This is a genomic window from Agromyces salentinus (genome assembly GCF_009749395.1).
Lineage (GTDB): Bacteria > Actinomycetota > Actinomycetes > Actinomycetales > Microbacteriaceae > Agromyces > Agromyces salentinus.
Window position 1 is genome coordinate 97,269 of the sequence record NZ_WBIR01000014.1, and the last position, 20,624, is coordinate 117,892.

Annotated in this window: 20 protein-coding genes and 1 pseudogene; 4 read left to right on the top strand and 17 right to left on the bottom strand. The window is 71.8% G+C overall.

Annotated elements, in window-relative coordinates; translation table 11 throughout:
* Nucleotides 1-57: 57 nt before the first annotated feature.
* From GQQ95_RS13510 to GQQ95_RS13545, 8 genes are all read right to left on the bottom strand, one after another.
* Entirely contained in the window at nt 58-387 is a 330-nt protein-coding gene (locus GQQ95_RS13510; protein ID WP_246205502.1) for a DUF4190 domain-containing protein, read from the bottom strand.
* A 191-nt stretch (nt 388-578) separates the two neighbouring features.
* Nucleotides 579-2,033: an NCS2 family permease gene (locus GQQ95_RS13515; protein WP_157428192.1), complete on the bottom strand. Its 1,455-nt coding sequence runs from the start codon at nt 2,031-2,033 to the stop codon at nt 579-581.
* Between the two features lie 62 nt (nt 2,034-2,095).
* Complete coding sequence (locus GQQ95_RS13520; RefSeq protein WP_157428193.1) at nt 2,096-2,440, bottom strand: peptidase; 345 nt, start codon at nt 2,438-2,440, stop codon at nt 2,096-2,098.
* Nucleotides 2,437-3,618, bottom strand: a complete 1,182-nt coding sequence (locus tag GQQ95_RS13525) for an inorganic phosphate transporter (protein ID WP_157428194.1) — start codon at nt 3,616-3,618, stop codon at nt 2,437-2,439. The genes GQQ95_RS13520 and GQQ95_RS13525 overlap by 4 nt, the downstream gene beginning before the upstream one ends.
* 97 nt (nt 3,619-3,715) lie before the next feature.
* Nucleotides 3,716-4,201, bottom strand: coding sequence for an 8-oxo-dGTP diphosphatase (locus tag GQQ95_RS13530; protein ID WP_157428195.1), 486 nt, complete (start codon nt 4,199-4,201; stop codon nt 3,716-3,718).
* 35 nt (nt 4,202-4,236) lie between these two features.
* A complete protein-coding gene (locus GQQ95_RS13535) occupies nt 4,237-5,268 on the bottom strand; it encodes a 6-phosphofructokinase (RefSeq protein WP_157428196.1) in 1,032 nt (343 codons plus the stop codon).
* A gap of 154 nt (nt 5,269-5,422) precedes the next feature.
* Complete coding sequence (locus GQQ95_RS13540; protein WP_157428197.1) at nt 5,423-7,546, bottom strand: DEAD/DEAH box helicase; 2,124 nt, start codon at nt 7,544-7,546, stop codon at nt 5,423-5,425.
* 276 nt (nt 7,547-7,822) lie between these two features.
* Nucleotides 7,823-8,554 (bottom strand): ZIP family metal transporter, encoded by a 732-nt coding sequence (locus tag GQQ95_RS13545; protein WP_157428198.1) that lies wholly within the window; start codon nt 8,552-8,554, stop codon nt 7,823-7,825.
* Between the two features lie 112 nt (nt 8,555-8,666).
* Here GQQ95_RS13545 and GQQ95_RS13550 point away from each other — a divergent pair, with 112 nt between their 5' ends.
* Nucleotides 8,667-8,915 (top strand): hypothetical protein, encoded by a 249-nt coding sequence (locus GQQ95_RS13550; RefSeq protein WP_157428199.1) that lies wholly within the window; start codon nt 8,667-8,669, stop codon nt 8,913-8,915.
* Here the strand turns inward: GQQ95_RS13550 and GQQ95_RS13555 are convergent.
* Nucleotides 8,871-10,757, bottom strand: coding sequence for a DUF2207 domain-containing protein (locus tag GQQ95_RS13555; protein ID WP_157428200.1), 1,887 nt, complete (start codon nt 10,755-10,757; stop codon nt 8,871-8,873). The two genes, GQQ95_RS13550 and GQQ95_RS13555, sit on opposite strands and share 45 nt — an antisense overlap.
* A gap of 103 nt (nt 10,758-10,860) precedes the next feature.
* On the opposite strand from GQQ95_RS13555, the gene GQQ95_RS13560 reads away from it, so the two are divergent.
* Together GQQ95_RS13560 and mmuM are read left to right on the top strand one after the other, a co-directional pair.
* A complete protein-coding gene (locus GQQ95_RS13560; RefSeq protein ID WP_157428201.1) occupies nt 10,861-11,139 on the top strand; it encodes a metal-sensitive transcriptional regulator in 279 nt (92 codons plus the stop codon).
* Entirely contained in the window at nt 11,132-12,061 is a 930-nt protein-coding gene (gene mmuM / locus GQQ95_RS13565; protein WP_246205503.1) for a homocysteine S-methyltransferase, read from the top strand. The genes GQQ95_RS13560 and mmuM overlap by 8 nt, the downstream gene beginning before the upstream one ends.
* A 73-nt stretch (nt 12,062-12,134) precedes the next feature.
* Here mmuM and GQQ95_RS13570 read toward each other — a convergent pair whose 3' ends face one another.
* From GQQ95_RS13570 to GQQ95_RS13600, 7 genes are all read right to left on the bottom strand, one after another.
* Nucleotides 12,135-13,148, bottom strand: a complete 1,014-nt coding sequence (locus GQQ95_RS13570; RefSeq protein WP_157428203.1) for a glycerophosphodiester phosphodiesterase — start codon at nt 13,146-13,148, stop codon at nt 12,135-12,137.
* Between the two features lie 66 nt (nt 13,149-13,214).
* Nucleotides 13,215-14,699 (bottom strand): SDR family oxidoreductase, encoded by a 1,485-nt coding sequence (locus tag GQQ95_RS13575; protein ID WP_157428204.1) that lies wholly within the window; start codon nt 14,697-14,699, stop codon nt 13,215-13,217.
* Between the two features lie 36 nt (nt 14,700-14,735).
* Nucleotides 14,736-14,975: a hypothetical protein gene (locus tag GQQ95_RS13580; protein WP_157428205.1), complete on the bottom strand. Its 240-nt coding sequence runs from the start codon at nt 14,973-14,975 to the stop codon at nt 14,736-14,738.
* A gap of 7 nt (nt 14,976-14,982) precedes the next feature.
* Nucleotides 14,983-15,843: an aldehyde dehydrogenase family protein gene (locus tag GQQ95_RS13585; RefSeq protein ID WP_157428206.1), complete on the bottom strand. Its 861-nt coding sequence runs from the start codon at nt 15,841-15,843 to the stop codon at nt 14,983-14,985.
* Complete coding sequence (locus tag GQQ95_RS13590) at nt 15,840-17,429, bottom strand: aldehyde dehydrogenase family protein (RefSeq protein WP_157428207.1); 1,590 nt, start codon at nt 17,427-17,429, stop codon at nt 15,840-15,842. The genes GQQ95_RS13585 and GQQ95_RS13590 overlap by 4 nt, the downstream gene beginning before the upstream one ends.
* Nucleotides 17,430-17,445: 16 nt before the next feature.
* The gene (gene deoC, locus GQQ95_RS13595) at nt 17,446-18,453 is read right to left on the bottom strand and encodes a deoxyribose-phosphate aldolase (RefSeq protein ID WP_157428208.1); all 1,008 of its coding nucleotides are present in this window, start codon (nt 18,451-18,453) and stop codon (nt 17,446-17,448) included.
* Between the two features lie 43 nt (nt 18,454-18,496).
* Nucleotides 18,497-19,441 carry a sugar-binding transcriptional regulator gene (locus tag GQQ95_RS13600; RefSeq protein ID WP_157428209.1) on the bottom strand — a complete coding sequence of 315 codons (945 nt, stop codon included), beginning with the start codon at nt 19,439-19,441 and terminating at the stop codon, nt 18,497-18,499.
* A gap of 115 nt (nt 19,442-19,556) precedes the next feature.
* On the opposite strand from GQQ95_RS13600, the gene GQQ95_RS13605 reads away from it, so the two are divergent.
* Nucleotides 19,557-20,501, top strand: coding sequence for an ROK family protein (locus GQQ95_RS13605; protein ID WP_157428210.1), 945 nt, complete (start codon nt 19,557-19,559; stop codon nt 20,499-20,501).
* Here the strand turns inward: GQQ95_RS13605 and GQQ95_RS19690 are convergent.
* Nucleotides 20,498-20,624, bottom strand: a pseudogene (locus GQQ95_RS19690) (IS481 family transposase); the annotation flags it as partial. The gene GQQ95_RS13605 and the pseudogene GQQ95_RS19690 overlap by 4 nt on opposite strands.

The following is a 20,624-nucleotide window of genomic DNA, read 5'->3' on the forward strand; positions in this document are numbered from 1 at the left end:
ACCTCCGGGTCGATAGGCGTCTACGAGCCTACCGCCGGAGGTGTCCGGAGACGCCGTCTAGATGAAGGCGAAGGGCAGCATGACGAGCCCGAACACGAGCGCGCCGAGCGTGGCGAGGACGGTGCCGGCCAGCATGACGCCGTTCAGCACGATGCCCCAGATCGCCATCGTGCGCGAGGCGGGCTCGCGCTTGAGCGCCATGATGCCGAGCACGAGTCCGATGACCGGCACGAAGAACGTGAAGCTCGCGAAGATCGACACGATGCCGAGCACGAGGCTCGAGATGCTGAAGCCCGTCGTCTCCGCGGTTGCGGTGCGCTCGGTCTGGCCGTAGGGCGCACTCGGGTCGAGCGTGGACTGCGGCGTGGTGGCGGTTGCGGTGGTCATGGAAACCAACTCCTGTTCGTGGTGGTGATTCCACGCTACGGATGCCGCGCCCGCCACGACATCCGGTGAACCCCCGGTTCCGCCCTGAGGGATCCCCGAGCCGTTCGAGGGCGGCAGACCCGCGGATGCCCCGCGCAGACGACGGATGCCCCGCGGCCGGGTGGCCACGGGCCATCCGTTCGACGACGGGCTCAGCCGCCGAAGAGCGCCTCGATGGGGCCGCGCGCGAAGTACATCGCGAAACCTGCGGCGACGACCCAGAGGAGCGGGCTGATCTCCCGCGCCTTGCCGGACAGCGAGCGCAGCACGACCCAGGTGATGAAGCCGGCGCCGATGCCGTTCGCGATCGAGTACGTGAACGGCATGACGGTGATGGTCACGAACACGGGCAGCATGACCGAGAACGCGTCGAACTCGATGTAGCGGATCTGCGACATCATCAGCGCGCCGACGATGACCAGCGCCGCGGAGGCGACCTCGGAGGGCACGATGGAGATGAGCGGCGTGACGAACATCGCGAGGAGGAACAGCGCGCCGGTGACCACATTGGCGAGGCCGGTGCGTGCGCCCTCGCCGATGCCCGAACCCGACTCGATGAAGACGGTGTTGGAGGAGCTCGAGGTGAAGCCGCCCGCGACCGCGCCGACGCCCTCGACGATGAGCGCGGAGCGCAGACGGGGGAAGTCGCCCTTCTCGTCGGCGAGGCCCGCCTCCTTCGAGAGGCCGGTCATCGTGCCCATGGCATCGAAGAAGTTCGTGAAGACGAGCGTGAAGACGAGGCCGAGCGCGGCGAGGACGCCGATGCGCTCGAAGCTGCCGAAGCTGACCGCGCCCACGAGCGAGAGGTCGGGGATGCTGAACCAGGAGCCGGGCAGCGTGGGCACCCCGAGGCTCCAGCCGCCGGGCTTCTCGGCACCCGAGCCGAGGTGCCAGATCGCCTCGACGATGACCGCGATGACCGTGCCGGAGACGAGGCCGATCAGGATGCCGCCGCGCACCTTTCGGGCCACGAGCACGCCCGTGAGCAGCAGCGTGAGCACGAAGATCAGCGTCGGGATGGAGGCGATCGAGCCGGCCGCGCCGAGCTGGACCGGCGGGGAGTTGAAGCCGGTGCCCGTCACGAAGCCGGCGTCGACGAAGCCGATGAACGCGATGAACAGGCCGATGCCCACCGTGATCGCGAGCTTCAGCTGCATCGGGACGGCGGTGAAGATGAGGCGCCGCAGGCCGGTGGCCGCGAGCACCACGATGATGAGGCCGTTGATGAGCACGAGGCCCATGGCCTCGGGCCAGGTGACCTCGCCGACGACCGCCACCGCGAGGTAGGAGTTGATGCCGAGGCCGGCCGCGAACGCGAACGGCAGCCGCGCGACGAGGCCGAAGAGGATCGTCATGACACCCGCGGTGAGCCCCGTGACCGCCGCGACCTGCTGGAACGCGAGCACGTCGCCCGCGACATCCGTGCCGCCCGACAGGATGATCGGGTTCAGAATGACGATGTAGGCCATCGTCACGAACGTGACGAGGCCGCCGCGCACCTCGGCGCCCACGGACGAACCGCGCTTGGTGATCTCGAAGAAGCGGTCGATGAACGAGGTCGGCGCGTCCTGCTCGGGCGGCGCCTCGGAGGTGGGGGTATCAGTCATGCGATGAGAGTAGCGGCGCTCGTGTTACGAACGCACATCGGGGCCGCGGAACGCCGGGGCGCTCACGAGAAGAGCTCGAAGAGGTGCTCGCCGATGATGAGGTAGACGCCGACGAGCACGGCCAGCGCGCTGACGCCGAAGCAGGCCCAGGCCCCGACGAGGGCGGCACGCTTCTGGCTCTCGGTCAGGGGGCTCTTGCGGGCGGCCTTGGCCGCGCGCTTCTCGGCCTGGCGGATCTCAGCCGGGGTGACGATGGTGATCGCGTCGGTGAACTCCGCCGGCGTGACGATGGGCGTGCGGCCCGAGACCGTGAGGAGGCGGATGCCGAGCGAGTACGCCGCGACGACGACGCACGTGCTCACGAGCGAGGCGACGAGGACGAGCAGGAACGCGAGCCAGTCGATCACTTGGCCACCTTGCCCTTCTTGGGCTTCGGGTTGCGCTTGATCTTCACCGCGCGCCCCGACGCCGCGACCTCGCTGACGACGTTGCTGGCCGAGACCTCGTTGCGCTGCGAGAGGAGGAAGATCGTGACGATGATGCCGACCCCGAGCACCGCGTCGATCAGGACGCCGATCGGCCCGAGCAGCGCGATGGCCGCCGCGATGGCGCCGACGCCGCCCGCGGCCGGCAGGGTGAGCAGCCAGCCGATGCCGATGCGGCCCGCCGTGCGCCAGCGCACCTTCGAGCCGCGCCGGCCGAGGCCCGACCCGATGACCGAGCCCGAGGCGACCTGCGTGGTCGAGAGCGCGAAGCCGACGTGGGTCGAGGCGAGGATGGTCGCGGCGGTCGCGGTCTCCGCCGCGAAGCCCTGCGCGGGCTTCACGTCGGTGAGCCCCGTGCCGAGCGTGCGGATGATGCGCCAGCCGCCCATGTAGGTGCCGAGTGCGATCGCGACGGCGCAGGTCACGATGACCCACGTCTGCACGTCGTCGCCCGAGGTCTGCAGTCCGGCCGCGACGAGCGTGAGCGTGATGACGCCCATCGTCTTCTGCGCGTCGTTGGTGCCGTGCGCCAGCGCGACGAGCGAGGACGAGAAGATCTGGGCGTGGCGGAACCCGTCTCGCCCGTCGGGCTTGCCGTCGTAGCGCCGCGTGATCGCGTAGGCGAGCTTGGTCGCGAGGTATGCGATGAGCCCCGCCGTGAGCGGCGCCAGGATGGCCGGCAGCACGACCTTGGACACGACCACCGAGAAGTCGACCGCGCCGAAGCCGGCACCGACGATGGCGGCGCCGATGAGCCCGCCGAAGAGCGCGTGGCTCGAGGAGGAGGGCAGGCCGAGCAGCCAGGTCACCATGTTCCACACGATGGCCCCGATGAGCCCGGCGAAGATGAGCTGCGGCGTGATGAGGACGCCGCCGTCGCCCTCGTTGATGATGCCGCCCGAGATGGTCTTCGCCACCTCGGTCGAGAGGAAGGCGCCGACGAGGTTCAGGACGGCCGCGAGCGTGACCGCGACCTTCGGTCGCAACGCACCGGTCGCGATGGGGGTGGCCATCGCGTTCGCCGTGTCGTGGAACCCGTTGGTGAAGTCGAAGAAGAGCGCCAGTGCGATGACCAGCACGACGATGAGGGTGAGATCCACCGGCGTCTTTCTTGGTTCGGTCTGGAACGGTGTGGGATGTCACCGGCTGAACTGGCGACGAAGGCCGCGTGGACCGGAGACGAACGCCGCGTAAATCCTACGCGACGTCGCCGGGCTCGGCCACCACGGTCGAGAGGTCGGCGCCGAAGGCGAACGTGCGCCGCACGGAACCCCCGGCGAGCACGCCGGGCAGCCAGAACCCGGCGTCGTGCCACATGCGCTCGTAGGGCACCTCGTCCACCGGGAACCACTCGGGATCGAGCTCGTCGGATGCCTCGGGCTCGCCGCTCCACGATCGGCAGACGAAGACACTCGACTCCTGGCTCCACGCCTCGCGGTGCGGGAAGAGGTAGGTCAGCAGTCCCCTCGGCTCGAGGTCGGCCGCCCGCACGCTGAGGCCCGTCTCCTCGTGCACCTCGCGCACCGCGGCATCCGCCGGCGACTCCCCCGGCTCGAGCTTGCCGCCGGGCCCGACCCACTTGCCCTCGCCGAGGCCGTGGCGCTTGCGCCCGAGGAGCACCTCGGTGCGGCCCCCGCGCTCTCGCAGGAGGTAGCAGACGCAGACCTGCGGCAGCAGCGGCATCCGTTCGCCTCGATGGACCCTCGACCCCGTCGGGCTCAGCCGAAGAGGATGCGGGCCTCGTCGTAGCGGTCCTGCGGGACGCGGTTGAGCGTGCCGACCGCGTCGGCGATCGAGACGGTCTCGATGTCGGTGCCGCGCAGCGTCACCATCGAGCCCCAGGCACCCTCGTACGCCGCGTCGACGGCGGCCATGCCGAGTCGCGTCGCGAGCACGCGGTCGTACGCGGTGGGCTCGCCGCCGCGCTGGATGTGGCCGAGCACGGTCGCGCGCGACTCGATGCCCGTGCGCTCCTCGATCATCGGCGCGATGAGCTCGGCGATGCCGCCGAGGCGCGGGCGGTTGAAGGCGTCGAGGCCCTTGTGCGAGTGCGCCTCGGTCATGTCGGAGAAGGTGAAGCCCTCGGCGACGACGACGAGCGGCGCGCGGCCGCGGTCGCGCACGGACTCGACCCACTCGGCGATCTGCTCGATCGTCTGCGGCTGCTCGGGGATCAGGATCGCGTGCGCTCCCCCGGCCATGCCGGAGTGCAGCGCGATCCAGCCGACGTGGCGGCCCATGACCTCGAGCACCATGCAGCGGCCGTGCGAGTCGGCCGTGGTGCGCAGGCGGTCGATCGCCTCGGTCGCGATCTGCACGGCCGTGTCGAAGCCGAACGAGTAGTCGGTCGCCGCGAGGTCGTTGTCGATCGTCTTCGGCACGCCGATGACCTTGATGCCGCCCTCGTCGTAGAGTCGGCGCGCGGCGGTGAGCGTGCCCTCGCCGCCGATCGCGAGGATCGCGTCGATGCCGTTGCGGTCGAGCATGCGCTGGATGTTCTCGGGGCCGCCGCCCTCGCCCTCGAAGGGGTTGGTACGACTCGAACCGAGGATCGTGCCGCCCTGCTTCGCGAGGCCGCGGACGTCGTGACGCACGATCGGCATCAGGTCCTCCTCGACCACGCCGCGCCAGCCGTTGCGGAACCCGACGAACTCGGTGTCGTAGGAGATGACGCCCTTCAGGATGGATCCGCGGATGACCGCGTTCAGGCCCGGGCAGTCGCCGCCGCTGGTGAGAATGCCGATCTTCATGGTGTGAACGACTCCAAGGTGCTCGTCAGAACAAGAGATGTGCCGGATGCCACAACGGCGGGGCTGTTCGACTGCGGCAGTCTATAGGTTCCCGTCAACGCGGACGTGCCGCCGCTGCGGGCGCCCCGTCGGGAGCGCGCGCAGCGGCACCGGATCAGAGGGCCCCGTCGAGGGCCGCGCGCAGCAGGTGCTGCAGCGCGTCCATCTGCACCGAGTCCGCCGAGCCCGGCTCGACGTCGCTGCCGTCGAGGGCACGCGCGGCGAGGCCCTGCTTGGAGTCGATGAGCTCGGCGATGCGCGCGTCGATCGTGTGCGCGGCGATGATGCGCCAGGCCGTGACGGGCTCGTCCTGCCCGATGCGGTGCACGCGGTCGATCGCCTGCGTCTGCTCGGCCGCGGTCCAGCTGAGCTCGGCGAGGACCACGTTCGACGCGGCCTGCAGGTTCACGCCGACGCCGGCCGCCGTGAGCGAGCACACCGCGACCGCGACATCCGGGTCGGTGTTGAAGGCATCGATCGCGGCCTGCCGCTGGAGCGCCGTCTGGTCGCCGCGGAGCGAGACCGTGCGGAGGTCGCGGGCCGCGAGGGCCGACTCGGCCTGGTCCATGACGTCGATGTGCTTGGCGAAGAAGACGACCTTGCCGACCGAGCGCGCGAGCTGCGCCGCGTAGTCGGCGGCGAGGCCGGCCTTGGCCTGGCCGATGCGCCGGACCATGGTGAACACGTTCTCGCCGGTCTTGGCCGACTTCGACTCCTCGAGCTCGGCGCTCGCGACCGCCCGGATGAACTGGTCGCGCTGCTCCTCGTCGAGGTCGCCGATGCGCAGGTGCCTGGCCTCCACGAGTGCCCGGAAACGGCCGAGGAGCCGGTTGGCGAGCTCGCGCTCCGCCGCCCGGATCGAGCGGCCCAGCTCGTCGTCGAGCTCGACCGGGAGGTCGGCGATGCGCTTGGCCGGGAGGTCGGCCGCGACGTCCACCTTGCGGCGGCGGACGATGCCGAGGTCGATGACCGTGCGTCGGGCCGCGGAGTAGAAGCCCGGCTCCGCGGGCGTGAGGCCGTTCTCCTCGAGGAGGCCGAGCAGTCGCGGCGACGGCCGGTCGCCGTCGATCCAGCCGAGGAACTGCCAGATCGCGCGGAAGTCGTCGACGTCGTTGATGAGCGGCGTACCGGTGAGCGCGAGCAGCAGCGGGTCGTTGCCCGGCGCCGAGTGGCGGATGCGGTCGGCGAGCGCGAGCACGTTCTTCGAGCGCTGCGACTGCAGGTTCTTGATGAAGTGCGCCTCGTCGACGACCATGCCCTTGAAGCCGAGCGTCGAGAGCCAGGCCATGTGCCGGTCGAGCACGTCGTAGTTGACGACGACGACGTCGGCGAAGGCGTCGAGCGTGTCGCCGTCGCCGTGGATCACGGTGGCCCGGCGATGCGGGGTCCAGCGCTCGACCTCTCGGGCCCAGTTCATCTTCACGACGTTCGGCACGACGGCCAGCAGCGGGTAGGCGTCGGCGACGGATGCTGCGAGCACGGACTGCGCCGTCTTGCCGAGGCCCGGCTCGTCGGCGAGCAGGAACGTGCGGTGCCCCTCACGGGCCGCCTCGATGAAGCGCGCCTGGTGCATCATCAGCTCGAGGCCGCGCGGCGCGAGACGGTCGATCTTCGGCGCCTCCGGGAGCTCCATGCTGGCCGCCTGGCCGCCGGACCCCTGCTCGAACGCCTTGAACAGCGGACCGAGCAGCTCCCAGTTCGCGAGGCGGCGCACCGGCACGGGCGGCGCGGTCGGCTTGGAGAAGTCGGGGGCGAGGAACGGGTTGGCGAGCTGCCTGGAGCGCACCGACGCCGGGATCACCTGGTTCTCGGCGAGCACCGGCTTGACCTCGGCCTCGCGCGTGATGATGAGCTCGTCGGGGCTGAGCTCGGCGCCCGACTCGAGCAGCCAGTCACGGCGGAACCGCTGCGCGACCGTGGAGATGGAGGCATCCGGCTCGAGCAGCGCGATGAGGCTCGTGTCGCGCGCGGCCGTCTTCGCGAGGATCTGCGCGATGCCGTCGAGGCGCTTGAGCAGCTCCGGCCGCGAGCTGTCCGGCACGTCGGGGTCGGACTTGACCCGAGCGCGCTCCTCGCGCATGAGCAGCGCGATGACCTGGAACTTGGTGCGGTTCGTCGGTCCGAGCTTGCCCTTCTGGGCCTTCTGCTCGACCTCGCGCACCTTGCGCGCGAGGATCGGGATGATGGGTGCGTCGTCGTCACGCGAACGCGTTCGCTGACGCTGCCTCGTCTGGGCCATGATCCTCCGGGTATCGGGGCGAAACCTCGGCGCCTGCCCGTCACCGATCGCGATGGCCGGGACCGCACACCGCATCTGCATGCGTGGAGTGCGGTTCGGGCGAAACCCGACCGAGCAGCATGCGGGCGGAGCTCGCATGGTCGGCCGAAGAACGGATTCGCCTGGGCGCGGGCTCCAGTCTAGCCGCAGACGGGCGCCGGCGCGCGATGCCGCGCTGACGGGACGGTCTTGCGGCGGCCGCGGCGGCCGCGGCGACCTCCTGCCGGACCCCTGACGTCAGCCGGCCGAGTGCACGGCGTAGCTCAGGAGGAACCCGGAGGTCGCGAGCAGCCCGGTGAGCGAATGGGTCGTGCGGAACGCCTCGGGGATCATGGTGTCGCAGATCATGGCGAGGATCGCGCCCGCCGCGAGGGCCGTGATGAACGCGGTCGTCTGACCGCTCGCGCCGTCGAGCAGCACGAAGCCGAGCAGCGCCGCGACGGCGCTCGCGAGCGCGATGCCGATCCAGAGGGTGAACACGTAGCGGGCCGACCGCCCGTCCTGCTTCAGCGCGGCGGTGCTCGAGAGGCCCTCCGGCACGTTGGAGATCACGATCGCGAGGAGCACCGGCACGCTCACGCCGGTACCGCCCACCATGCTGAGGCCGAGCACGGCGGACTCGGGGATGCCGTCGAGCAGGGCGCCGAGCGCGATGCCGACGCCGGTGCCCGCGTTCTCCCCCCGACCGCGCGGGTTCCTCTGGTCGAGCCGGTCGAGCAGCGTGTTCGCGGCGACGTAGATGACGGCACCCGCCGCGAAGCCGCCCACGGTCGGCCAGAACCCGCCCTCGGCCTGCGCCTCGAGCACGAGGTCGAAGGCGAGCGCCGAGATGAGGACCCCCGCGCCGAACGCCATGACGGACGCGACGATCCTGGTCGGGACCTCCACCGTCCACGCGATCACGGCGCCCACCACGAGTGCCGCACCGGCACCGAGCCCGGCGACTGCCGCCCATATCCAGTCCGCCATGCTCGGGAGCCTAGACCTCGGCGCAGGCCGGCCGTCGGGCGGCTCGCGGATGCCGCGTGCACGGTGTCCGCGATCGCGTGCGGCGGCGCTCCGACCGGCCTACACTGCCGCCATGAGCGAGCTGGCTGGGGCGGCCGCGGAGCCCCGAGACGACGAGTTCACCGTGGCGCAGGACACCGAGTTCGACGAGGACGAACCGCCGAACGACGACGAGCACCGCCCGCTCGACGACGACCTGGCGGACGAGGTCCCGGGCATCGACGCCGAGCGACGGGTCGACATCGGCGATGAGCGGGACCCGGCCGGATCAGGCGGATCAGACGCCGCCGCCACCTCCGCCCCCTCCTCCTCCGCCGGATGAGCCGCCGCCGCTGGAGCCCGACGACGAGGAACTCGAGGACGACCCGGACCAGGCCGTGCTCGACACCGTGGTGAACGCGGAGACCGCGACCGAGAAGCGAGCCGCGTCGAACCCGGCGGTGCCCGCGTACCAGCCCGGCGCCTGGCCGGTCGACTCGTAGAGGTTCGCGAGCTCCCGGAGCCAGTCCTTCTCGAGCCCGAACAGGGCCGCGTACGGCAGCAGGCGTTCGGTCAGTCGCAGCATCTCGACGCGGTCGGGGCCGGTGGCCGCCGATCCGGAACCGGCCTTGTCGACCGGCGCCCGCAGCGCGCCCGTCGGGCTCTGGAGCATCCGGATGCGGTCGGCCTCGGCGAGCCGGATGAACAGGCGCAGGCCCTCCAGGTGGTCGCGCAGCCGTCGGCCCTCGGCGGTGAGGGGGCGTACGCCGATCACCGTGATGCCGGCCGCGAGGGCGAAGACGATGGCGGCGATCATCGTGAGCACCGGCCACAGCCCGCCCATCACGGAGTCGAGGGCGATGACCGCGGTGATGAACCCCAGCACGGCCGCGGCGAAGGCGGCGGCCGCGATCACGATCCGCGGGCCGAGCGCCGGACTGCGTCGGAGCCCGGTCTCGACGGTGCGGTGGGCGACCTCCTTGCGGATGGCGATGAGTCGCTGCCCGAGCGTCGTGGACTTGCTGCTCAGCGAGCGCTCCTGTCCGGGATACGGGCCGCCCTCGAACAGCGCGCGCACGACGGACTGCGCATCGGGGTCGCCGAGCGGACCTCCGACGAACTGCACCGAATAGGCCTTGCTCCCGCGGTCGAGGATGCGAACCTCGCCCGCGACCGCGCGCTCGAGGATCGTGGCGGTGGTACCGCGGGCCGGCTGGTCGACGAGATCCGCCGCGACCAGGGCGCTCACCCCGGACGGAGGCTCGTACTGCGCGATGATCGTCCCGGGCCGCGCCGGCCGCCAGGACGTCAGGCGCAGCGCGAGCGCCAGGACGAACAGCCCGAGCGCGATGACGGCCGCCACGGCGGAGATGACCGCGGCGGGCGATGCCCCGAACGAGTCGTCGCGCGGCACGAAGGTGCCCGGCTCGAAGGCCGCCGCGATCGTGAGGTTCTCGTACGGGCCGATCGCATCCGCGCGTGCGACGAGCAGCGGGTCGGGTGAGGTGCCGAGCTCGAGCGATTCGCACGGCGTGCCGGCGCCCGAGCCGCCGCGGTAGCACGCGGCATCCCCCGTGAAGGCGGCCCCCAGCGACGCGTCGACGCGCAGCTCCGCTCGCACGGAGCGGAACGGCTGCGCCCAGCCGACGCCGTTCACGTCCCAGTAGAACTCGTCGACCGCCGCGTCGTCGGGCTGGAGCGTCACGTTGTGCTGGCTGTAGCTGATCACGTACGTCTGCTCGCCGTGCACGTAGTCGGATCCGGCGACGGTCACGAGCAGGAACTCGTCCTCCTCGTCGGGCTCGGCCTCGAAGGCGCGGGGCGTGCCCGCGGCATCCGTCACCGACTGCACCTGCACGTCGACCGGATGCCCGTCGTAGTCCAGGGGGATGGCCCGGCGGATGCCGCGGTTCTGGTCGATCTCGGGGAAGACGGCGACGAGCGTCTCGGTGGTCTCGAGGACGGATCGGCCGTCGCCGTCGCGCCCGAGTTCGTAGACCGCGTCGAAGGAGGCGAACTCGAAGTCGTCGACGCCCGCGGGCACCGCGACGACGGCGGCCCCGGCATCCGCCGTCGCAGCATGGACGGGCTCCGGCGCGGACGCAGCCGCCGATGCCGCGGCCGGCACGGTCACGAGGAGCGCGAGCAGCGCGGCTGCTGCGCCGCGCGCGAGACGGGTCGACATGGCCCAACGCTAGCGCGTCCGCCCGACCACCCCACCGGGAGTCCACGACGCCGGATCCGCCGGTACCCCCGGGGGTACGCGCGATCGGGCGTAGGATGGCACGGTGATCGACGACATCAAGAAGCGCGCCCTGCACCGCACCAAGATCATCGAGGGCCAGCTGCGCGGCATCGAGAAGATGATCGAGAACGAGGACTACTGCGTCGACATCATCACGCTCTCGCTCGCCGTGCAGAAGTCGCTCGGCTCCCTCAACAAGCTCCTGGTGGAGAACCACCTGCGCACGCACGTCAGCGACATGTACGACGCCGGCGGCGAGCAGCGCGATGCCGCGGTCGCCGAACTGCTGCGCATCTTCGAGCTCTCCAACAACCGTGGATGACCGGGCACCCGGTTCCCTCGCTGCGGCGCTGAGCGAGCGCGCCGTCGTCGTCGACGGCGGGCTCGGCACGCTGCTGGCGGATCGGGGGGCGGATGTCGCGGCGCCGCTCTGGAGCGCGCGCACGCTGCTCGACCGGCCGGAGGCGATCCTCGACGTGCACCGCGACTACTTCGCCGCGGGCGCCGAGATCGCCGTCACCTCCTCGTACCAGGTCTCGGAGTCGGGATTCGAACGAGCAGGCCGAACGGCTGGAGAGGCGCGGGACATGCTCGCCCGCAGCGTCGCGCTCGCCCGTCGCGCCCGCGACGAGGCCGGCGGCGGCTGGGTCGCGGCATCCGTGGGTCCGTACGGCGCATCGCTGGCCGACGGCTCGGAGTACCGCGGAGACGACGCCCTGAGCGTCGCCGCCCTGCGCGCGTGGCACCACGACCGGCTGCGCGTCCTGGCCGACGCCGGCGCCGACCTGCTCGCCGTCGAGACGATCCCGTCGCTCCGCGAGGTCGAGGCGATCGTGGGCGAACTCGAGGGCGCCGGCATCGACGCGTGGATCTCCGTGACGCCCGACCGCGACCGACTCCGCAGCGGCGAGCCGATCGCCGAGGCGTTCGAGCTCGCCGCGGCATCCGATCGGGTGCTCGCCGTCGGCGTGAACTGCTGCGCACCCGGGGTCGTGCTCGACGCGATCGGGGCCGCCAGGTCGGTGACCGGCAAGGCCGTCGTGGCCTATCCCAACAGCGGCGAGACGTGGGATGCCGCGACGCGGACCTGGCACGGACGCGCCGGCTTCGACCCCTCGCTCGTGCGCGCCTGGCGCGCCGCCGGCGCGAGCCTCATCGGCGGGTGCTGCCGCACCGGCCCCGCCGAGATCGCGGCCGTCGCGGCCTCGCTCCGCGGGCGCTCGTCCGACCCGCTCCCGGGCTGAGCCCCGAGGCCCACGGCCGCCGCCGCCGCGTCCCGCATCCCGCAGGCCGGGTGGTCCGGGTCGGCCGTCGCGGTCAGGTGCCCGGCGCCGTCACGGCGAGCCACTCGTCGAGCTCGCTCGGTTCGTCGGTGATGATGCCGTCGACGCCGAGGGCGCCGACCTCCTCCCAGCGGTCCTCGGTGTTCAGCGTGTAGCAGAGCACGGCGATCTCGGCCTCGTGCAGCGCAGCCAGCGCCTGCGGCTCGGCGGTCACCGACGTCGCCGTGGTGCCGAAGCCGATGAGCCCCAGGCGTTCGGCCATCGGCACCGGGTCGGCGGGCAGTTCGCGGATCAGCATGATGCGGGGCGTGGTCGGCGAGACCCGCTGGATGGCGAAGAGCGTCTCGAGGCTGAAGCTCTCGAGCACGACGCGGCCACGCAGGCCGACGCGGTCGATGAGGCCGACGACCGTGCGCACCTCGTCGTCGGCCCAATCGGCCTTCAGCTCCACGAGCGCCCGGGCGTCGGGGCGCTCGGCGAGCTCCTCGAGGAACGCCTCGAGCGTCGGCATCCGCTCCCCCTCGAACGCGGTGCCGTACCAGGCGCCGACGTCAAGGCGCTGGAGTTGCCGGGCGTCGAGGTCGCCGACCGATCTCCGGTCGCCGGTGATCCGCTCGAGGTCGGTGTCATGGAAGAGCATCGGAACCCCATCCCGGCTCATCTGCACGTCGGTCTCGACGTAGGCGAGGCGGTCCATCGCGAGCTCGAGCGAGGGCATGGTGTTCTCGGGGGCCTCCGCACGATCGCCCCGATGCCCGATGATCAGCGCGGGCTCGCCCGGCCCGCGGAGCGCACCGAAGACGTCGATCGCGGTCGCGCTCGTGGGCGTCCCGACGATGAGGATGACCGCTGAGACGGCCGTCACCCCGATGGCCCCCGCGAGCACCCGGACGAGGCGTCTCGGCGGATGGAAGGCGAGCAGCCGGCCCATCCGGATGGCGCCGAGGGACGTGCCCCGCCGAGGCGGCGGCGCGGCGGACGTGGTCGAGCGCGGGCGGGCTCGGGGGGATGCGGTCGTCGGGTCGATCGCATCGGAAGCACGGGTCACGGGTTCGGGCCTTTCCACCGATCGCGCCTCCCTGCGCGATGGTTCCCGTCACTCTAGCAGCGGCCGTTACCGTTTCGTTATCTTTTTTCGGGGCATTCCCTCGGCCTCCGCCTCGGCCGTGATGCGGTTCGCCATCCCGGCGAAGATGATGCCGTGGAACGGCAGGATCGACCACCAGTAGAGGCGCCCGGCGAGCCCCTTCGGGAAGAACACGGCGCGTTGGCGGTACTCGGAACCATCGGAGGCCTCCGCGGCCGAGAGCTCGAGCCAGGCCCGGCCCGGCACCCGCATCTCGGCACGCAGTCGGAGGAAGCTGCCCCGGTCGATGGCCTCGACCCGCCAGAAGTCGACCGCGTCGCCGACGCGCAGGGTCTCGGGGTCGAGGCGACCGCGGCGCAGCCCGACGCCGCCGGTGAGCTTGTCGATCCAGCCGCGCAGCGCCCATGCGAGCGGGAACGAGTACCAGCCGTTCTCGCCGCCGACGCCCTCGATGACCCGCCAGAGCGACGCCGGCCCCGCCGAGGACGCCCGCCGGCGCTCGTCGACGTAGACCGTGTGCCCCGCCCAGTCGGGATCGCTCGGCAACGGGTCGCTCGGCGCCCCCGCGACCTCGGCATTGCGCCAGCTCGTCTCGACCTCGCCCGTGCGTTCGCGCTCGAGCGCCAGGCGCACCGCGGTGCGGTACGGAAGCAGTCCCTCCGGCGGCGGCGGGATCACGTCGTCGATGTCGTGCTCGCGCATGACGCAATCGAACTGCAGGGACTCGATGATCGGCACGGCCAGCCGGCGCGGGATGGGCGTGACGAGGTTCACCCACTGCCCGGCGAGCCACGGGGTCAGCACCGGGAGCGCGGCGATCGGCCGCTGCGGAAGGCCCGCCTCGACCGCGTAGCCGTTCATGAGCTGCCCGTACCGGTACACGTCGGGTCCGCCGATGTCGAAGGCGCGGTTCACCTCGGGCGGCACGTCGACGGCGGCGACGAGGTAGTGCAGCACATCCCGGACCGCGATCGGCTGGATGAAGCTGCGCACCCAGCGGGGCGCGGGCATGTACGGCAGCACCTCGGTGAGATGCCTGATCATCTCGAACGAGGTCGACCCCGAGCCGATGACGACGCCGGCCTGGAAGACGATCGTCGGCACCCCGGAGGCCAGCAGGATCTCACCCACCTGCGTCCGGGAGCGCAGGTGGCGGGAGAGCCGCTCGCCCTGGGGGTGCAACCCGCCCAGGTAGACGATGCGGCGCACGCCGTGCCGGAACGCGGCATCGGCGACGTTGCGCGCGATCTGGAGCTCGGTCGCCTCGAAGTCGCCGCGGCCGCCCATCGAGTGCACGAGGTAGTAGACGGCATCCATGCCGGCCACCGCGGCGTCGACGGCCGCCGGGTCGGCCAGGTCGCCCGTGACGACGTCGATCGATGACGCCCACGGCACGTCGCCGAGCCGTTCGGGCCTGCGGACGAGGACGCGCACCTCGTGCCCGGCCGCGAGCAGCCTGGGCACGAGCCTGCCGCCGATGTAGCCGGTCGCACCGGTCACGAGTATGCGCACGAATCCCCCGTTCCGGAACCGGACCGGCGCGCCGCGTCAGCCCCGTTCGTTCCCTCGACGATAGTTGCCGCTCGCCCGCGCCAGCAGGTGCTGCGCCTGTGAATCGTCCGCGCGTTGGAGCGCGTCGAGGAGCCGGGCGGCGTCGGCGCCGCCGACCGTCATCACCGGTCGGCCGCCCCGGGAGACGATCACGCCGCCCCGCCCGGTCAGGCGGTACTCGAACGGGTCGGCCGCCAGCCGCCCCCGCTCATCGGATGCCCCGTTGCGCCCGGACATGTGCGTCCTATCGCATGCTCTTCGTGTGCCAGACCGTCTTGGTCTCGGTGAACGCGGTGATGCGACCGAGCGCCGGCGCCGCGGCATCCGGGCCCTGCTCGGGGCGCAGGACGCGCTTCAGGGTGTCCGCGGCGGAGATCTCGAGGTCCACCCAGTCGAGCGCGCTCGCGCCGACCAGGTCGATCGCGTTGACGTCGGCATGGCTCGCGAGCCACGGCGTGATCTCGGCCGGCGACCCGGTGAGGACGTTGACGACGCCCTTGGGGACATCGCTCGTGGCGAGCACCTCGGCCAGGCTGATCGCCGAGAGCGGGAACCGCTCGCTCGCGACCACGACGACGGCATTGCCCGCGACGAGCGCGGGAGCCACGGCCGAGACCAGCCCGAGCAGCGACGTGTCCTGCGGTGCGACGATCGCCACGACGCCGGTGGGCTCGGGCACCGAGATGTTGAAGTACGGCCCCGCGACCGGGTTCGCGTTGCCCGTGACCTGGGCGAACTTGTCCGCCCACCCGGCATACCAGACCCATCGGTCGATGGCCTCGTCGACCTGGGCGGATGCCGCAGCGCGGGTCGCACCCTCGGCATCCTCGATCTCGGCGACGAACTGCGCCCGGCGCCCCTCGAGGAGTTCCGCGATGCGGTAGAGGACCTGCCCGCGGTTGTACGCGGTTGCCCCGGCCCACCCGCCGACGGCGGCGCGCGCGGCGACGACCGCGTCGCGGGCGTCCTTGCGGGAGGCCTTCGCGGCGTTCGCCAGGAAGCCGCCCGAGGCGGAGAGGACCTCGTAGGTACGGCCCGACTCGCTGCGGGGGAAGGCTCCCCCGATGTAGAGCTTGTACGTCTTCGGCACGGCGAGGCGGCTCATCGCTTGGATCCCTTCGTCGAGGCCTTGGTCGTTCGGGTCGCACGGGTGCGTCGGGCCTTCGGCTCCGCCGCGGCATCCGTCGACGTCTCGGACGGGGAGGCGACCGCCCCGTGCGACGCCGCGCGGGGCAGGGCGCCCTGGCCGCCGATCGAGGCGGGAGCGAGGTACGCGGCGAGCCCGTGGCGACCGCCCTCGCGGCCGTAGCCCGACTCCTTGTAGCCGCCGAACGGCGAGGCCGGGTCGAACCGGTTGAACGTGTTCGCCCAGATGACGCCCGCACGGAGCTGGTCGGCGACGGCGAGGATGCGGCTGCCCTTGTCGCTCCAGATGCCGGCCGAGAGGCCGTAGGGCGTGTTGTTCGCCTTGGCGATCGCCTCGGCGGGCGTGCGGAACGTGAGCACCGAGAGCACGGGGCCGAAGATCTCCTCGCGCGCGATGCGAGACGAGGTCTGCACGCCGGTGAAGATCGTCGGCGCGTACCAGAACCCGTTCTCGGGGATCTCGCACGGCGCGCTCCACCGCTCGGCGCCCTCGGCGACGCCGACATCCGAGAGCTCGCGAATGCGCTCGAGCTGCTCGCGCGAGTTGATCGCGCCGATGTCGGTGTTCTTGTCGAGCGGGTCGCCGAGGCGCAGGGTCGACAGCCGCGACTTCAGGCGGTCGACGACCTCGTCGTGGATGTTCTCCTGCACCAGCAGGCGACTGCCGGCACAGCAGACGTGGCCCTGGTTGAAGAAGATGCCGTTGACGATGCCCTCGATCGCCTGGTCGATCGGCGCGTCGTCGAACACGATGTTGGCGGCCTTGCCGCCGAGCTCGAGCGTGGCCTTCTTGTCGGTGCCCGCGATCTGCTTCGCGATGGCGCGGCCGACCCCGGTGGACCCGGTGAAGGCGACCTTGTCGACGCCCTCGTGGGAGACGAGCGCGGCGCCCGTGTCACCGGCGCCCGTGATGATGTTGACCACGCCGGCGGGCAGGTCGGCCTGCTGCAGGATCTCGGCGAAGATGAGCGCCGTGAGCGGCGTGGTCTCGGCCGGCTTCAGCACGACGGTGTTGCCCGCCGCGAGGGCCGGCGCGATCTTCCAGGCGAGCATGAGGAGCGGGAAGTTCCACGGGATCACCTGCGCCGCGACGCCGAGCGCCCGCGGGTTCGCCCCGAGCCCGGCGTGATCGAGCTTGTCGGCCCAGCCCGCGTAGTAGAAGAACCAGGCCGCGACGAGGGGCACGTCGACGTCGCGCGACTCCTTGATGGGCTTGCCGTTGTCGAGCGACTCGGCCACGGCGAGCTCGCGGGCGCGCTCCTGCACGAGGCGCGCGATGCGGAAGAGGTACTTGCCGCGATCGCGGCCGCTCATGCGCGACCAGGTGCGCTCGTAGGCGCGCCGGGCGGCGGCGACCGCGTCGGCGACATCCGCCTCGTTCGCGTTCGAGACGGTCGCGATGCGGGCCTCGGTCGCGGGCGAGATGGTCTGGAAGGGGGTGCCGCGACCGTCGACGAACTCGCCGTCGATGAAGAGCCCGTACTGGTCGCGGAGGTTCAGGACCGCCGTGGACTCGGGGGCGGGTGCGTATTCGAGGAAGCTCATGTGTCGTGCTCTCGTCTCAGTCGATCGTGACGTAGTCGGGGCCGGAGTAGTGCGAGGTCGCGAGCTTCTGACGTTGCAGCAGCACGTCGTTCAGCAGGCTGGAAGCGCCGAAGCGGAACAGGTGCGGCACGAGCCACTCCTCTCCGACGGTCTCGGCGACGGTCACGAGGTACTTGATCGCGTCCTTCGAGGTGCGGATGCCGCCCGCGGGCTTCACGCCGATGCGCTGGCCGGTGGCCAGGTGCCAGTCGCGCACGACCTCGAGCATGAGCAGCGTGACCGGCAGCGTCGCCGCCGACGGCACCTTGCCGGTCGAGGTCTTGATGAAGTCGCCGCCGGCGAGGATCGAGAGCCAGGACGCCCGTCGCACGTTGTCGTACGTGACGAGCTCGCCGGTCTCGAGGATCACCTTGAGGCTCGCGCTCGTTCCGTCGGCTCGACGGCACGCCTCCTTCACGGCGGCGATCTGGTCGAACACCAGGCCGTAGCGTCCGGCGAGGAAGGCGCCCCGGTCGATGACCATGTCGATCTCGTCGGCACCGGCGGCGACCGCCTCGGCCGTGTCGGCGAGCTTGATCTCGAGCGAGGCGCGCCCGCTGGGGAACGCGGTCGCGACGGCCGCGACCGACACGAGTCCGTCGTCGGGGTCGCCGTGGGCCGCGCCGAGCGCGTCGACCGCGTACGGCACCATGTCGCCGTAGACGCAGACCGCCGCGACGCGCGGCGTCGTCCCGTCGGCCGGGTCGGGCACCAGTGCCTTCGCGACGAGCGAGCGGACCTTCCCGGGGGTGTCGGCACCCTCGAGGGTCGTGAGGTCGATCAGCTGGATGATGCGGTCGAGCGCCCACTGCTTGGAGGTCGTCTTGATGCTGCGGGTGCCGAGGCCGGCGGCGCGCTGCTCGAGGCCGACCGCGTCGACGCCGGCGATGCCGTGCAGGTACCTGCGCAGGGTGGCGTCGTCGGGCTCGCCGCCGAGCACGGCGAGCGCCCGCTCGCGTGCGGTGATGAGGGATGTTCCTGTCATGGTTCGACCTGACTTTCGAGGAGTCGGTTGGCGACGGCGGGCGTCAGCCGTCGAGAAGGTGGAGGGCGGTCGCCTCGTCCGTCACGAGCACCGAGCAGAGCCCGCTGCGCACGACGGCGTCGGCGACCGCATGCTTGGCCCGACCGGCGATCACGGCGACCCCGAGGGATGCCGCGCGCAGTTCGTCGAGGGTCAGCCCGACGGTGCGCGCATCGAGGGCGGGGTCGACGATGTTGCCGTCGGAGTCGATGTAGCGGCCGACGACATCACCGACGGCCCCCTTCTGCACGAGCAGGTCGACGTCGCCCTCGGAGAGGTAGCCGCTCTCGACGTGCACCGACGTGTGGTCGGCGGCGCCAGCGCTGAAGAGGTAGGCGTCGGCGGAGCGCGCGAGGTCGATGACCCCGGCGACGACCCGGTCGGCCTCGATCGCGTGCTTGGTCTCGAGGCGCTCCAGGATGGCCGGGCTCGGCAGGAGGGTGGCGCTGCCGCCGGCCTTCTGCGCGATGCCGACCGCCGTGGCGGCCGCGGTGCCCGGTCGCCGGTTCAGGCTGACGCCGCCGTTGATCTGGACGACGTTGACCCCGGAGGCCCAGCCGTTGCGCAGGTGCTGCGAGATCTCGAAGAGGGTGCGGCCCCAGCTGACGCCGAGGGTGCGCGGCACGGGCCGGAGCGACGTGAGGTAGTCGGCCGCCGCCTGCGCCGTGCGCGCCTGCAGTTCTTCGGCCGAGGCGACGCCAGCCGAGGAGACCACGACGGCATCGGTGAGTCCGCGCTCGTCGCGGAGACGACGCTCGATCGGGAGCCGCCGCGCGCGGGGGTGCAGGATCTCGATGCGGATGAAGCCCTGCTGCTTGGCCTGGGCGAGGAGTCGGCCGACCTTCCATCGGGTGAGGCGCAACGCCTGCCCGATCTCGTCCTGCGTCTTGTTCTCCTCGTAGTAGAGCTCGGCCGCTCGGATCGAGAGGAGTTCGTCGATCTCGTCCACACCTGTCCTTCCGCCGTTCCCAGCGTAGGCACGTGCGTGCTCATCGGCAACACACGCTGCACATCGTGCTCAGATGAGCAGCATCCTCGGTTCGCGCGCACCCTATGCTGGCGGGGTGACCCGACCGCTCGCCCTCGCCGTCGACCTCGGCGGCACCAAGGTGGAAGCCGCGCTCGTCGACGGCTCCGGCATCGTCCTCCCCGGTTCCCGGCACCGCCGGCCCACCGGGCCGACCTCCGCGAGTCCCGCGTTGGAGCGGGCGGTGCGCGAGGTCGTGCTCGCCGCCCGCGCCGCCGTGCCGGCGGACGCCGAACTGCTCGGCCTCGGCGTCGGCTCGGCCGGACCGATCGGCGTGGCCGAGGGCACCGTGTCGCCGCTCAACGTCCCGGCATGGCGCGAGTACCCCCTCCGGCGCTTCATCGAGGACCTCCTGCCGGGCACGCCCGTGACGCTCCGCATGGACGGCGTCTGCATCGCGCTCGCCGAGCACTGGGTCGGCGCCGGCCGTGGTGCCGGCAACCTGCTCGGCATGATCGTCTCCACCGGGGTCGGCGGCGGGCTCGTGCTCGGCGGCCGGGCCATTCCGAGCCCCACGGGCAACGGCGGGCACATCGGCCACATCGAGGTCGGCGGATTCGAGGACCCCTGCCCCTGCGGCGGACGCGGGTGCCTCGAGGCGGTCGCCTCCGGCCCCCGCACGGTCGCCTGGGCCCGCGGCCAGGGCTTCACCGGCACGACCGGTGAGGACCTCGCCGTCGCCCATGCCTCCGGCGACCCCGTGGCCCTCGCTGCCGTCGAACGCGCCGGCACCGCGATCGGCCGGGCCGCGGCATCCGCCTCGAGCCTGCTCGACCTCGACGTCGTCGCCATCGGCGGCGGCTTCAGCCGGGTCTCTCCCGCGCTCTTCGAGCACGCGCGCGCCGCACTGGCCGAGCGCACCACGTTCGCCTTCGTCACCCGCACCACGATCGTGCCGTCCGGACTCTCCGACGAGGGCCCGCTGATCGGCGCCGGCGCGCTCGTGCACCAGTCCGATCTGCTCGACCGTCCCGCGGTCTAGCTGTACTGACCTCGACCGTTGTTGATTCGGTCGATGGGGGTTTTGCCTCCGATGCCGAGGTGGGTTCTGTCTAGGTTGTAGTGGTCGAGCCAGGTTGGCAAGGCTGCTGCGCGTTCCGTGTTG

Coding starts and splice junctions, on each gene's coding strand:
- GQQ95_RS13510 (WP_246205502.1), bottom strand. CDS start 387: ATGACCACCGCAACCGCCACCACGCCGCAGTCCACGCTCGACCCGAGT.
- GQQ95_RS13515 (WP_157428192.1), bottom strand. CDS start 2,033: ATGACTGATACCCCCACCTCCGAGGCGCCGCCCGAGCAGGACGCGCCG.
- GQQ95_RS13530 (WP_157428195.1), bottom strand. CDS start 4,201: ATGCCGCTGCTGCCGCAGGTCTGCGTCTGCTACCTCCTGCGAGAGCGC.
- GQQ95_RS13535 (WP_157428196.1), bottom strand. CDS start 5,268: ATGAAGATCGGCATTCTCACCAGCGGCGGCGACTGCCCGGGCCTGAAC.
- GQQ95_RS13540 (WP_157428197.1), bottom strand. CDS start 7,546: ATGGCCCAGACGAGGCAGCGTCAGCGAACGCGTTCGCGTGACGACGAC.
- GQQ95_RS13545 (WP_157428198.1), bottom strand. CDS start 8,554: ATGGCGGACTGGATATGGGCGGCAGTCGCCGGGCTCGGTGCCGGTGCG.
- GQQ95_RS13550 (WP_157428199.1), top strand. CDS start 8,667: ATGAGCGAGCTGGCTGGGGCGGCCGCGGAGCCCCGAGACGACGAGTTC.
- GQQ95_RS13555 (WP_157428200.1), bottom strand. CDS start 10,757: ATGTCGACCCGTCTCGCGCGCGGCGCAGCAGCCGCGCTGCTCGCGCTC.
- GQQ95_RS13580 (WP_157428205.1), bottom strand. CDS start 14,975: ATGTCCGGGCGCAACGGGGCATCCGATGAGCGGGGGCGGCTGGCGGCC.
- GQQ95_RS13585 (WP_157428206.1), bottom strand. CDS start 15,843: ATGAGCCGCCTCGCCGTGCCGAAGACGTACAAGCTCTACATCGGGGGA.
- GQQ95_RS13590 (WP_157428207.1), bottom strand. CDS start 17,429: ATGAGCTTCCTCGAATACGCACCCGCCCCCGAGTCCACGGCGGTCCTG.
- deoC (WP_157428208.1), bottom strand. CDS start 18,453: ATGACAGGAACATCCCTCATCACCGCACGCGAGCGGGCGCTCGCCGTG.